This window comes from Mesorhizobium sp. Cs1299R1N1 (assembly GCF_037179655.1).
Taxonomy (GTDB): Bacteria; Pseudomonadota; Alphaproteobacteria; order Rhizobiales; family Rhizobiaceae; genus Mesorhizobium; species Mesorhizobium salmacidum.
This window is the reverse complement of sequence record NZ_JAPYKR010000001.1, coordinates 578,557-590,833: the sequence shown is the minus strand read 5'-3', so window position 1 is coordinate 590,833 and position 12,277 is coordinate 578,557. Positions and strand designations below refer to the sequence as shown.

16 protein-coding genes are annotated in these 12,277 nt (G+C 64.7%); 11 read left to right on the top strand and 5 right to left on the bottom strand.

Annotated elements, in window-relative coordinates; genetic code table 11:
* Nucleotides 1-175 precede the first annotated feature (175 nt).
* Nucleotides 176-1,102, top strand: coding sequence for a peptidylprolyl isomerase (locus O7A70_RS02845; RefSeq protein ID WP_337138919.1), 927 nt, complete (start codon nt 176-178; stop codon nt 1,100-1,102).
* A 75-nt stretch (nt 1,103-1,177) separates the two neighbouring features.
* Here O7A70_RS02845 and O7A70_RS02840 read toward each other — a convergent pair whose 3' ends face one another.
* Together O7A70_RS02840 and O7A70_RS02835 are read right to left on the bottom strand one after the other, a co-directional pair.
* Nucleotides 1,178-1,777, bottom strand: coding sequence for a TetR/AcrR family transcriptional regulator (locus O7A70_RS02840; RefSeq protein ID WP_337138918.1), 600 nt, complete (start codon nt 1,775-1,777; stop codon nt 1,178-1,180).
* 105 nt (nt 1,778-1,882) lie between these two features.
* Nucleotides 1,883-3,109 (bottom strand): caspase domain-containing protein, encoded by a 1,227-nt coding sequence (locus O7A70_RS02835; protein ID WP_337138917.1) that lies wholly within the window; start codon nt 3,107-3,109, stop codon nt 1,883-1,885.
* A gap of 166 nt (nt 3,110-3,275) precedes the next feature.
* Between O7A70_RS02835 and argJ the strand changes: the two genes are divergently transcribed.
* The 5 genes from argJ (at nt 3,276) to O7A70_RS02810 (ending at nt 6,435) form a co-directional block, all read left to right on the top strand.
* Nucleotides 3,276-4,517, top strand: coding sequence for a bifunctional glutamate N-acetyltransferase/amino-acid acetyltransferase ArgJ (gene argJ / locus O7A70_RS02830; protein WP_140503207.1), 1,242 nt, complete (start codon nt 3,276-3,278; stop codon nt 4,515-4,517).
* 29 nt (nt 4,518-4,546) lie between these two features.
* Entirely contained in the window at nt 4,547-5,299 is a 753-nt protein-coding gene (locus tag O7A70_RS02825) for a GNAT family N-acetyltransferase (protein ID WP_027143437.1), read from the top strand.
* Nucleotides 5,292-5,714 carry a (deoxy)nucleoside triphosphate pyrophosphohydrolase gene (locus O7A70_RS02820; protein ID WP_027143436.1) on the top strand — a complete coding sequence of 141 codons (423 nt, stop codon included), beginning with the start codon at nt 5,292-5,294 and terminating at the stop codon, nt 5,712-5,714. Before O7A70_RS02825 ends, O7A70_RS02820 begins: the two co-directional genes overlap by 8 nt.
* A gap of 117 nt (nt 5,715-5,831) precedes the next feature.
* A complete protein-coding gene (locus tag O7A70_RS02815; protein ID WP_337138916.1) occupies nt 5,832-6,146 on the top strand; it encodes a hypothetical protein in 315 nt (104 codons plus the stop codon).
* 109 nt (nt 6,147-6,255) lie between these two features.
* A complete protein-coding gene (locus O7A70_RS02810; RefSeq protein ID WP_337139031.1) occupies nt 6,256-6,435 on the top strand; it encodes a Flp family type IVb pilin in 180 nt (59 codons plus the stop codon).
* A gap of 144 nt (nt 6,436-6,579) precedes the next feature.
* Here O7A70_RS02810 and O7A70_RS02805 read toward each other — a convergent pair whose 3' ends face one another.
* Entirely contained in the window at nt 6,580-7,452 is an 873-nt protein-coding gene (locus O7A70_RS02805) for a methyltransferase domain-containing protein (protein ID WP_337138915.1), read from the bottom strand.
* 65 nt (nt 7,453-7,517) lie between these two features.
* Here O7A70_RS02805 and O7A70_RS02800 point away from each other — a divergent pair, with 65 nt between their 5' ends.
* The 4 genes from O7A70_RS02800 to O7A70_RS02785 are packed head-to-tail and all read left to right on the top strand — an operon-like array spanning nt 7,518 to nt 9,918.
* Complete coding sequence (locus O7A70_RS02800) at nt 7,518-8,330, top strand: ComF family protein (RefSeq protein ID WP_140769597.1); 813 nt, start codon at nt 7,518-7,520, stop codon at nt 8,328-8,330.
* 25 nt (nt 8,331-8,355) lie between these two features.
* Nucleotides 8,356-8,625, top strand: coding sequence for a glutaredoxin 3 (grxC, locus tag O7A70_RS02795; protein WP_337138914.1), 270 nt, complete (start codon nt 8,356-8,358; stop codon nt 8,623-8,625).
* Between the two features lie 10 nt (nt 8,626-8,635).
* The gene (locus O7A70_RS02790) at nt 8,636-9,496 is read left to right on the top strand and encodes a carbon-nitrogen hydrolase family protein (protein ID WP_337138913.1); all 861 of its coding nucleotides are present in this window, start codon (nt 8,636-8,638) and stop codon (nt 9,494-9,496) included.
* Nucleotides 9,493-9,918, top strand: a complete 426-nt coding sequence (locus O7A70_RS02785; RefSeq protein ID WP_140503195.1) for a DUF1178 family protein — start codon at nt 9,493-9,495, stop codon at nt 9,916-9,918. The genes O7A70_RS02790 and O7A70_RS02785 overlap by 4 nt, the downstream gene beginning before the upstream one ends.
* Nucleotides 9,919-9,925: 7 nt before the next feature.
* Here O7A70_RS02785 and O7A70_RS02780 read toward each other — a convergent pair whose 3' ends face one another.
* On the bottom strand, nt 9,926-10,411 hold the full coding sequence (locus O7A70_RS02780; protein WP_337138912.1) for a MarR family winged helix-turn-helix transcriptional regulator: 486 nt from the start codon (nt 10,409-10,411) through the stop codon (nt 9,926-9,928).
* Between the two features lie 97 nt (nt 10,412-10,508).
* Between O7A70_RS02780 and O7A70_RS02775 the strand changes: the two genes are divergently transcribed.
* Complete coding sequence (locus tag O7A70_RS02775) at nt 10,509-11,399, top strand: DMT family transporter (protein WP_337139030.1); 891 nt, start codon at nt 10,509-10,511, stop codon at nt 11,397-11,399.
* A gap of 84 nt (nt 11,400-11,483) precedes the next feature.
* Here O7A70_RS02775 and ubiG read toward each other — a convergent pair whose 3' ends face one another.
* Nucleotides 11,484-12,233: a bifunctional 2-polyprenyl-6-hydroxyphenol methylase/3-demethylubiquinol 3-O-methyltransferase UbiG gene (gene ubiG, locus O7A70_RS02770; RefSeq protein WP_337138911.1), complete on the bottom strand. Its 750-nt coding sequence runs from the start codon at nt 12,231-12,233 to the stop codon at nt 11,484-11,486.
* Nucleotides 12,234-12,277 lie beyond the last annotated feature (44 nt).

The window sequence follows — 12,277 nt, the reverse complement described above, 5'->3', positions numbered from 1 at the left end:
GGGCAAACACAAAAAGCGCCCGGAAAACGGTTCTGGACGCCAAGTCGATGGACAGATAAGAGGGGGCTCAACTGATGTCAACGCCGCGCTGGCCCTGCCGGTCGCGCCAAATTCCGCCACAATCTGGCTGATCTGGAAGCCGCCCTCCTTACAATCCCTCACCGGAGTCATCCTTATGTCCTTGTTGTTCAGCCGTGCGTCGCTTGCCAGCCTTGGCCTTGCCCTCGGCCTGTCGGCGCTTTGCCTGTCGCCATCGATGGCGCAGGAGACCGCTCCCGCACCGGCTGCCCCGGCGGACGCGGCCGCACCGGCCGCGGCGCCGGTCGACCCGAATACCGTGATCGCCACCGTCAACGGCCAGCCCTTGACCGAAGCCGATCTGGTGCTTGCCGAGGGCGAACTGTCGCAGCAGTTCGCGCAGTTGCCGCCCGAGCAGCGCCGCGCCGCGGCACTTTCGGCGGCCATCGAAATCCGCGTCATGGCCGCCCAGGCGGTCACCACAGGCCTCGACAAGGATCCCGACTTCCAGCGCCGCATGGCCTTCCTGCAGCAGCGCGCGCTGCATGGCGAAATGGTCGAGAAGGGCGTCGTCGACAAGGTCACCGACGCCGAGGTTCGTGCCCGCTACGACCAGGAAATCGCCAATACCCCGCCGGTCAACGAGGTGCATGCCCGTCACATCCTCGTGAAGACAAAGGAAGAGGCCGACGCGATCATCAAGCAGCTCGACGGCGGCGCCGACTTCCAGAAGCTCGCCAACGAACACACCAGCGACCCCTCGGGCAAGTCCAATGGCGGCGACCTCGGCTGGTTCGGACCTGGCCAGATGGTGCCTGAGTTCGACAAGGCGGCGTTCGCGCTCGACGTCGGCAAGTACACCGAGCAGCCGGTCCAGTCGCAGTTCGGCTGGCACGTCATCAAGCTCGAGGACAAGCGCGCCAAGCAGCCGCCTGCCTTCGACGAGGTCAAGGACCAGGCCAAGCAGGCTGTCATCCGGGACAAGTATTTCGCGCTGGTCAAGTCGCTGCGCGCTGGTGCCAAGGTCGAGATCCCCGACGCCAAGCTGAAGAAGGCCGTCGATACGCTGGAAAGCGCCAAGTAAGCCCGAACAGCTCGAAAAAGGGCGCGGCAGCCGAAAGGCGCCGCGCCCTTTTTCGTTGGCACGTGCCAGCGGTGCCTACCTGCCGGGCGCTGCTATGCCTTGCAGGAGATATCGAACCACCTTGCGGATCGTCGCTTCGGGTTCGCCGAGCCGGTTGGTCAGGAGATGCCGCCAGGCGTAGGAAGCCACGAGATCGGCGACCACGGCCGGATCGATGTCGCTGGCGATCTCGCCCCTTGCGTTGGCGCGTTCGATGATCTGGCGGGTGTGGGCCCGGCGTCCGCCAGCATAATCGGCAAGGGCTTCGGCGGCGGTTTCATCCGACTGCGCCTCGGCGATCAGGGACCTGAACACGCTGCCCGACGATGTCTCGCGCCAGTGCGAGAACAGGTTCATCAAAAAGCCGACGAGGTCCTCCTCCAGTTTTCCCGTATCGGGAACGTCGACGCGCTTCTGGCGCTGATAGACCTCCAGCAGCAGTGCCGCCTTGCTTGGCCACCAGCGGTAGATGGTCGGCTTGCCGGCGCGTGCGCGCCGCGCCACCGCTTCGATCGAGAAACCGGCATAACCGGCCTCGACAAGGACTGCCTCGGCGGCCTCCAGTATGGCGTCCGCACTGTCGGGATTGCGCCGCGCGCCGATCGATTTGCGCGCCGTATCAGCCTCCTCGGCCATTCCTGTCGTCCTCGTTTCAATTCGCTGGCAATGATAAGCGATCCGGCGATGAAACGAAACGACCCGTTTTGTGACGCAGGGGCGCCGCGCTCATCAAGCGGTGCCTCACATCGCCCGCGATGTCTCCGACACGACGCGCCATCCCTTATCGGTCTTGACCAATTCCAGCGTCACCCGCGCCTTGCCGGCCACAGGTGCCGCGGACTTGTCCTTTGGCCTGTAGTCGTAGTTCATGGCAAAGACGGCCTGGGCGCTGCTCTCGCCATGCGGTGTGACCTCCAGGCTGCCCGGTTCCAGGCCGAGCGACCACGAGGCCCATTGCGCGAACCAGTCGCTCTTCACCTTCACAAGCGTCTCGGCATCGTAAGGCGTGCCGAAGATGGTGGCCGATGGTCCGTAAAGCCGTTGGACGGCGGTGCGCATGTCCTTGACGTCCGGCGACAGGTAGTCGTCGCGCAAGAATTTCTCGATCGCGCTTTTGTCGTCGCTGACCGAACGCTCGAGCGTAGCCACTTGCGTCGGCGGCGCGGGTGGCGTGGCCGGCGCAGGCGTTTTTTCCGGTCCTTCGCCGGGCACAAATTCGAAGCGTTCGAGCAGCGAGCCCTGCTCCCAGGGGCGCTGGGCATCGCGGGTTTGCGAAACCACGTCGCGGCGCACCGCGATCATCATGTCGTTGATGCTCTGGCCGGGTTCGGCGATGTGGCGCAGCAGGGCCTGGGCGAAGGGCGAGTTGCGCCCGCTGCCGTCCATGGCGACAGCACCCGGCGCGGTCGAAAAGGCGATGAATGAGCCGCGCGTCGAATCGAACTGCGCCAGACCCGCCAGCGCCGCCGCGGAGCGGGTGGAGGCGGTGCGGCTCAAGCCGCGGGCAAACGGGTTGTTGCGGCAGGCATCGAGGAAGACCAGGCTGACCTTGGTCTGCTGTTCCATGATGTCGAGGACTTCGTCGATCGGCACTGCTTCGAGCTGCAGCTTCACCGGGATGTCGAGCCTGGCATCGACCGGCACGATATAGTTGCGGCCTTCGACCTGCAGGCCGTGGCCGGCATAATAGAAAAGCCCGACGCCGGCACCTTCGAGCGCATCGGAGAACTCGCCAATGCTGCGTTCAAGCTCGCGCTTGCCGAGATCGTTGCCTTCGATGACCTCGAAGCCGATGGAACGCAGCTTGTCGGCGATGTCGAGCGCGTCGTTGACGGGATTGGCCAGCGTGCCGGCCTCGGCATAGGTGCCGTTGCCGATGACGAGCGCCACGCGCCGCGCCGGCTCGGCGTCGGCGCGTAGCAGCAAAAGTCCCAGAAATGCCCAAGCGAGGATCGCAAGCCTGCCCATGGGGAGGATCATAGCGCCATGGACCCTGGCGACGCCAACAGATTTGAAATGCAAGCTTGATCCTGAACGTGTTTGCCCTGGCGGGAGCGACGAAAACGGCGCTTGCACCGGCGCGCCGTATCGGGCAAACCGGCCTTCCCCTTGCGATTTTCCCGCCCGAGGTTCCATGTCCACGACGATTTCGCCGCTCGCGCCAAAGAAATACCCGAAAATGCCGGAAATCGAAGGGGTGCGCATCGCCACCGCCGAAGCGGGAATAAAGTACAAAAACCGTACGGATCTCCTGGCCATGGTGTTCGACGCCGGTACCGCGGTCGCCGGCGTGTTCACCAAGTCGAAATGTCCCTCGGCGCCGGTCGATTTCTGCCGGCAGAACCTTGGCACCGGCAAGGCGCGGGTGCTGGTCGTCAATTCCGGCAACGCCAACGCCTTCACCGGCAAGAAAGGCCGCGAATCGACCGCGATGACGGGCGAAGCAGCGGCCAAGGCGGCCGGCTGCACGGCAGCTGAGGTTTTCCTCGCCTCGACCGGTGTCATCGGCGAGCCGCTCGACACAACCAAGTTCAGCCATCTGCTCGCCGGGCTGGTCAGCGACGGCAAGCCGGACCTGTGGACCGAGGCGGCAAGGGCCATCATGACCACCGATACCTATCCGAAGGTGGCGACGCAGACGGTCAAGCTCGGCGACGCCGATGTCACCATCAACGGCATTTCGAAGGGCGCCGGCATGATCGCGCCCGACATGGCGACGATGCTGTCCTTCATCGCCACCGACGCGCCGATCGCGGCGCCGGTCCTGCAGGACCTGTTGTCGCGCGGCACGGCCAAGACGTTCAACGCGGTGACCGTCGACAGCGACACCTCGACCAGCGACACGCTGCTGTTGTTCGCCACCGGCAAGGCGGCAAAGCGCGGCGCGCCTGAAATCACCGATCCAAGAGATGCCCGCCTTGGCCAGTTCCGCCGGGCGCTCGGCAAGGTGCTGAAGTCGCTGGCGCTGCAGGTGGTGCGCGACGGCGAGGGCGCCCGCAAGCAGGTCGAGGTCACCGTCACCGGGGCCAAATCGGCCCGCTCGGCCAAGCGCATCGCGCTGTCGATCGCCAATTCGCCGCTGGTCAAGACGGCGGTCGCCGGCGAGGACGCCAATTGGGGCCGCGTTGTCATGGCCGTCGGCAAGGCCGGCGAGCCCGCGGATCGCGACCGGTTGTCGATCTGGTTCGGCGACAACAGGCTGGCGCATGAGGGCGAGCGCGACCCCGGCTATTCGGAAGAAGCGACCTCGGCCTACATGAAACGCGACGACATCCGCATCCGCGCCGATATCGGCATCGGCCGTGGCAAGGCGACGGTTTGGACCTGCGATCTCACCAAGGAATATGTCGCCATCAACGGCGACTACCGGAGCTGATCGCCTTGGCTTCGCGTCATCCGGCAAGCATGCTCGCGACAGTGCGCCGCTACGAGGCGGCCGGCTTTCGCGCCTGGCCCGCGGCCGCCGTCCATTATGACGGCACGTGGGTGGTGCGCCTGACCGCCGGCCATCCGGCCAAGCGGCTGAACTCGGTCAATCCGCTCGATCCCGGCGACATCCAGCACATCGCCGACCGCATCGGTCGCGCGAGCCGCCGTTTCGATGCCTATGGCCGGCCGTTGACGTTCCGCATGTCGCCACTCTCCGGGCCCGATCTTGCCAGCCATCTCGACAAGGAGGGCTGGAGCCGGTTCGACGAATCGCTCGTCATGCGGCTGCCGTTGGCCGACGCGCATCTCGACGCCGCCATGGACCAGATCCCGCTCAAGGACATTAGCCGCTTCATCGGCGCATTGCTCAAGGTCAGCGGCTCTGACGTATCGCTGCGGCCGGGTCTGTCGGAGATCATCGGCGCTATCCAGCCCGAGGCCGGGCTGTTTGCGCTCGAGGATGGGGCGGAGCCGCTGGCGACGCTGATCTGCGTGCATGACGGCGATCTAGCCGGGCTGTTCGAGGTCGCCACCGACAAGGCGGCGCGCAACAAGGGCCACGGCCGCAACCTGATCCTGTCGGCGCTGAAATGGGCGAGGCTGCGCGGCGCGCGCGAAGCCTGGCTGCAGGTCGAGGCGGGTAACGCGCCGGCGCTGGCGCTCTACCGCGCGCTCGGCTTCGAGGAAGTCTATCGCTATCATTACCGCCGGCCGCCCGGACATGAATGATGTGATATCCAGCGGCAAGCGCCTGCTCCTGGTCGCCGCTTGCGCGCTGGTCGATGCCGATGGTCGCGTGCTGCTGGCGCAGCGGCCGCAAGGCAAGCAACTTGCCGGTCTCTGGGAGTTTCCCGGCGGCAAGGTCGAAGCCGGAGAGACGCCGGAACAATGCCTCATCCGTGAACTGCATGAGGAGATCGGCATCGAAACCGAGATCCCATGCCTGGCGCCGCTGACCTTCGCCAGCCATTCCTATGACGACTTCCATCTGCTGATGCCGCTGTTTGTTTGCCGCCGCTTCCGCGGCATCGCCCAGCCGAGGGAAGGGCAGGCGCTGAAATGGGTGCGGCCGAAACAGATGCGCGACTATCCGATGCCGCCGGCCGACGCGCCATTGATCCCGTTCCTGATCGACCTCCTCTGAGAGCTGATTGGACCACGGTCCATATCAGCCAGCGTTAATGGAAGATTTATCTCATCATGAAAAATTGATGGATGGCCGTTCTGGTACGGCCGTCGCCATGCGCTGGGGAGCGATAGAATGAGCCTGGACAGGGATTGGGATACGATCCGGCCCGACCGCGGTTTTCGTGCCGCCGATGCCGGCATGAGCGTCCTGCGGATCACGTTGCTGTTCGGATCGGCCGCGGTGGCGCTGGCGCTGATCGCGACCCCCTTCCTCGACAGTCAGACGCGCTCGCAATCGGCCCGCGAAGATTTCCCCGGTCTCGACATGACGGCTACGGGTTCGATCAGCCATCGCAGCACCCATACAGTGCGCCGCAGCGTGCTGCAGGCCGAGCCCGGTGGGGTCTGCATTATCCGCTCCGATGGCAAAAGCAGTGGCGACTGCTGACAAGGTTAAGACATTTCCGAAACGCGGCGATTTCATCGCCTGTTAAGCCTGTGCCGTTAACCTTTCTTAACAGGTCGGCGGTAGGGTTGCGGCAAGAGGGATGAACGTGATGAAAACGGTGCTGCTACGCTTTCTGAAGGACGAAAACGGGGCCACGGCCATCGAATATGGCCTGATCATTGCCGTGCTGTCGCTGACGATCGTCGGCGGCATCAATCAGGTCTTCAACCAGATCACTTGGTTGTTCAGCGACAATTCCAGTAGACTTGCCAACGCCTTCGCCCAGTAGGGCGGTCATTGTTTGATAGAAACCGCTGAACGTTCTAACTCCTGTTTTCACGCAATTCCGCAAGGGAAAGCGCTACGCGTTTTCCCCGGGAAAACCGCTACGCAGTTTCCTGGATTGCTCTGGGGGTTGATGCCCGCGAACGGGTCAGTGTCCTTCAGGCTTCTCTAATATAGTCTTTAGCGAAACCTTGGCCGAACCGGGCTTCAGCGGCTTTTGCTGCGACGCGTCGGGCGCCCAGCCGGACATCCAGACAATCGAGAAGCTTGCCCTGATGCGACCATCGGGGTCGGAAAAGCGTTCGGCGTAGATTTCCGCGGCGCGGGCAAACAGCCTTCGTGACCCCGGCCGCCGGCTGCGGTCGGTAAGCGCGGTGGTTTCGCCCATGGCACGCAGATCGGCCATCAGCGCAAACAGGTCGGCATAGCGCACGGTCACCGTCTCGACGTCGGCGACCGGTAATGCGAAACCGGCGCGCTGCAGCAGTGCGCCGGCATCGCGCACATCGGTGAACGGGATGACGCGCGGGCTGGCGCCACCGTAGAGGTCGGTCTCCGCGGCGAGCAGGCTTTCGCGCAGTTCCGCAAGCGTGCCGGCGCCTGCGAAGGCGCCAAGGAAAAGTCCGTCCGGCCGCAGGGCGCGGCGGATCTGGATCAGCATGCCCGGGATGTCGTTCATCGTCTGCAGCGACAAAAGCGACACCACCAGATCGAGACCCTGCGGCTCGAACGGCACGGTCTCCAGCGGCGCAATCAGGCCGGCGGCACCATTCAGGAAAACCGCGTCCGCCTCGACACGGGCGATGTCGGCTACCTTGCCGCTCCGCGCAAGGACGTCGGCCGCGGCCGAGGTCTGGCAAAACAGCACCGCCGCCTTGGCGAACCTGCGCTCGACGGCGCCCAGCCGGTCGGCAAGGTCCTCGGCGGCGCGATGCATGAGGAAGTCGGCACCGTCAACCGGATGGATGAGCGCACGCCGCTTGTGCGCCAGCCACAGGGAGGTATCCATTATAGGTTGCAAGGGATGGGTCCTTGTATATCCGCGCCCTGATATGGTTCGTATGGTGGCGACGAGAAACCAACCACGTGGCCGATCCGATGCCCAAGATCAAGTCCGACGAGATCAGGAAGCTGGCCGGGTCGGCAGCCCGGTCGGCTCTTGGCTGGCCGGCGCGTATCCTGTTTCCGCCGGTCTGCGCCGGTTGCCGCCGGCAGGTCTCGCAGCCCGGCGTGCTGTGCGGCGCCTGCTGGCCGAAGCTGCGGCTCCTGGAGCGGCCCTGGTGCCCGGTAATGGGCACGCCGTTCACCCATCACATGGGCGAGGGTTTCCTGTCGGCGGAGGCGATCGCCGATCCGCCGCCTTTCGAGCGGGCGCGGGCCGCGGTCGCCTATTCCGGCGTCGCCCGCCAGATGGTGCAAGGGCTGAAATACCAGGATCGCACCGATCTCGCTCCCTGGATGGCGCGCTGGATGGTCCGCGTGGGCGCCGACCTCATCGCCGACGCTGATGTGGTGGTGCCTGTGCCGCTGCATTGGCGCCGTTTTTTCAGGCGGCGGTTCAACCAATCGGCGGAACTGGCGCGGGCGGTTTGCGAGCTCAGCGGGCTATCTTTCGCGCCTTCCGCCATGCATCGCGTGAAACTCACCCGCCAGCAGGTCGGGCTGGAGCGGCACGAGCGCGAGGAGAACGTGCGCGCCGCCTTTCGCGTGCCCGCCGAGGCCGAGATCGAGATTGCCGGCCGCAGGGTGCTTCTGATCGACGATGTCTACACCACCGGTGCAACCGTGCGTGCCGCCACCAAGGCGCTGAAAAAGGGAGGCGCCGCCGCCGTCGACGTGCTGACCTTTGCCCGCGTGTTGCCGGGGGACTTCCGGGCGGACGAGTCCGCGACTATATAAGTCGGCAACGGAAGCGGAATTCGTCATGGTCGATGTCACGATCTATACGCGTATGATGTGCGGCTACTGCACGGCGGCCAAGCGGCTGCTGGAGCGCAAAGGCGTCTCCTATACCGAGCACGACGCGTCGTTCTCGCCGGAACTGCGCCAGGAGATGATGTCGCGGGCTCACGGGCGCACGACCTTTCCGCAGATTTTCATCGGCGACACGCATGTTGGCGGCTGCGACGACCTCCATGAACTGGAGGCGGAAGGCCGGCTGGACAAACTGCTCGCCAACGGCGCGTCGATTTGAGGGTGTGACAATGGGTGTCTTCAAGGCAGCGGCAGTGCAGATGCGTTCAGGCGAGAGCCCCGAGCGCAATGCGGCCGATATGGAGCGGATGGTGCGCGAGGCGGCAGTCCAGGGCGCGACCTACATCCAGACGCCGGAGATGACCGGCGCGCTGATCCGCGACAAGCAAGCGCGTGCCGCCTCCTTCACCTCCGAGGACAAGGACATCATCGTCTCGACGGCGCGCAGACTGGCGCGCGAACTCGGCGTGTTCCTGCATATTGGCTCGACCGCCATCCTGCGCGCCGACGGCAAGCTCGCCAACCGCGCGCTCCTGTTCGGACCCGATGGCGCGACGCTCGCCGCCTACGACAAGATCCACATGTTCGACGTCGATCTCGACAATGGCGAGAGCTGGCGTGAATCGGCCGCCTACGAGCCCGGCACAGAGGCCGTCGTCACCGGAATCGGGGGTGCGAAGCTCGGCTTTGCCGTCTGCTACGATCTGCGTTTTCCGCAACTGTTCCGCGCCGAGGCGATGGCCGGCGCCGACCTGCTTTCCGTGCCGGCCGCCTTCACCCGCCAGACCGGCGAGGCGCATTGGCATGTGCTACTCAGAGCACGCGCCATCGAGAACGGCGCCTTTCTCGTCGCCGCCGCGCAAGGCGGTCTGCACGAGGACGGCCGCGAGACCTATGGGCATTCGCTGATCGTCGATCCGTGGGGCCGCATCATCGCGGAAGCCGCGCATGACGAACCTGACGTGATCGTTGCCGAGATCGACCCGGCGCAGTCGATTGCCGCGCGCAAGAAGATCCCCAATCTGAAAAATGCGCGGGATTTCACCATCAACGCCGGCGAGGCGCCGCGTCTCAGGGGTGCCGCCTCTTGATCCGCTTTTCCCTCATCTGCGAAAACGAGCACGAGTTCGAGGGCTGGTTTCGCAGCAATGACGATTTCGACACGCAGAAGAAGCGCGGCTTTGTCGATTGCCCCAGCTGCGGCTCGCACAAGGTCGAGAAGGCCCTGATGGCGCCCGCCGTTTCCACGGCCCGCAAGCAGGAAACCATAGCACTTGCCATGGGCGAGGCGCAGAAGCAGGCCATGGCACAGCTGAAGGCGATGGCCGAGAAGGTGCGCGAGAATGCCGACTATGTCGGCGACAAGTTCGCCGAGGAAGCGCGCAAGATCCATTTCGGCGAAACCGATGCGCGCGGCATCTATGGCGAGGCGACGCTGGAAGAGGCCAAGGGCCTGGCCGAGGACGGCGTCGATTTCATGCCGATCCCGGTGTTTCCGGACGACCGGAACTAGCTAGCAATTAGCTTACGCTGCCGATCAGTTTTTCCAGCAGACGCGAAAGTGTTTCTCGTTCGGTCTGTGTCAGGCCGGACAGGATCTGGTGCTCATTGGCCACGTGCGCGGCAACAGCTTCGTCGATCAAGGCGAGCCCCTTTTCGGTCAGCCGCACGACGATGCCGCGCCGGTCGCTGGGGTGTGGCGCGCGCTGGATCAACCCGGATGTTTCGAGCCGATCCAGCCTGTTGGTCATGGCGCCGGAGGTCACCATCGTCGCCTCGTAAAGCGCTGTCGGTGTCAGCGCGTAAGGTGAGCCTGAACGGCGCAGCGTCGCCAGCACATCGAACTCTCCCGCCTGCAGTCCGAAACGGGCAAAGAGCGGCGCAAGGCGCTCGCGCGCGATCAGCGAGGAGACCTCATTCAAGCGCCCGATCACCGCCATCGGCGACACGTCCAGGTCCGGTCGTTCCCGCTGCCATTGCTCGGTGGCTTTCCCTGCGCGGTCCATCTAGCTCACCGTAATGTATCTTGACGTTAAGAATCTTTCCATTATCTTACCCGAAGATTCAATGCCGGCCAAGGGCCGCACGCGACAGGGCTCGATGATGAAGCTTCTCTGGGATTCGGCGCTCGGCCTGCTGGTCGTCACCGGCGGCCTGCTTGGCCTGACGCTGCCTTTCGGCAAGCTCGCCACGGCGGCCGGCGTGCCGGCCATGGTGTGGGCCTTCGTCATCTCGCTCGGCGCCGGCGGTGTGCTTCTCGTCGTATTGCTGCTGCGCGGCCAGCGCATCCGGCTCACCGGGCACAAACTGCGCTATTTCTTCGTCACCGCCGCGGTGTCTTATGCCGTTCCCAATCTCCTGATGTTTTCGGCCATTCCGCATCTGGGCGCCGGCTACACCGGCATCATGTTCACGCTGTCGCCGGTCATCACGCTGGTGTTTTCAATCCTGCTCGGTGTCCGGCGCCCCAACATGCTGGGCATCATCGGCATCGCCGTCGGCTTCGTCGGCGCGGTCATGGTGGCGGTGACGCGCGGCGAGGCCGGCCAGCCGGCCGAAATCTTCTGGGTCGTCCTGGGCCTGCTCATTCCTGTCAGTCTCGCTGCCGGCAACATCTACCGCACCATCGACTGGCCGGAAGGAACCGGTCCTATCGAACTCGCGGTCGGCAGCCATCTGGCGTCCGCGACGATGCTGCTCGTCGGCATCCTGATCTTGCTTGGCGGCAAGGCCTTCATCCAGCTCGGCACCGTGCCGCTCACCGTGGTGGCGCAGATGGCCTCGGCATCGGCGATGTTTGCTTTCTTCTTCCGGCTGCAGGCGGTGGGCGGTCCGGTCTATCTCAGCCAGATCGGCTATGTCGCGGCGGCCGTCGGGCTGTTTGCCGGTACGATCTTCCTTGGCGAACACTATCAGCTGCTGACCTGGATCGGCGCCGTCATCATCACCGCCGGCGTGTTCATCACCACCAAGGCGCAAAGCCAGAAAGCCTGACGGGTTCGGGCTTATTTCGCATTGTCGCCGGCGTCGCCACCGGGCTCGGGCTATGGGTATCGGCGGCGGCTGAGGATTGGCCGTTCAGACCGATCCCTTTTCCGCCAGCACCATGTAGTTGACGTCCATGTCCTTCGACCGCGACCAGCGGTCGGCAAGCGGATTGTAGGTGACGCCGGTGCGGTCGATGATGGTCAGGCCGGCGCCGCCAAGCGCCTTTTCCAGCTCTTCCGGGCGCACCAGCTTGCCGAACTGATGGGTACCGCGCGGCAGCCAGCGCAACACATATTCGGCACCGATGATGGCCAGGCCGAGCGCCTTCAGCGTGCGGTTGATGGTGGCCACGAACATGATGCCGCCGGGCTTGACCATCTCGCCGCATTTGGCGACGAACAGGTCGATGTCGGCGACATGTTCGACCACTTCCATGTTGAGGACGACATCGAATTTCTCGCCGGCCTCGGCGAGATCTTCTGCCGTCGTGGCGCGATAGTCGATGCTCACATTGCCTTCGGCGGCATGCAGTTTCGCCACTTCTATGTTTGTTTCGGAGGCGTCCGCTCCGACCACCTCGGCACCGAGCCGCGCCATCGGCTCGCACAAAAGACCGCCGCCGCAGCCGATGTCGAGGATACGCAGGCCCTCGAACGGCCGCGCCGCGCGCGGGTCGCGGCCGAAGCGCGCCGCGATCTGGTCGCGGATATAGGAAAGCCGGATTGGGTTGAATTTGTGCAGCGGACGAAACTTGCCGTTCGGGTTCCACCATTCGGCGGCAAGGGCGGAAAAGCGTTCCACTTCTCCGGCATCGATCGTCGATCGTCGGGGCTCAGGCATCGGTCGGTCTCCTCGGACGCTAGGAAGTCGGGCGTGAGGCATCG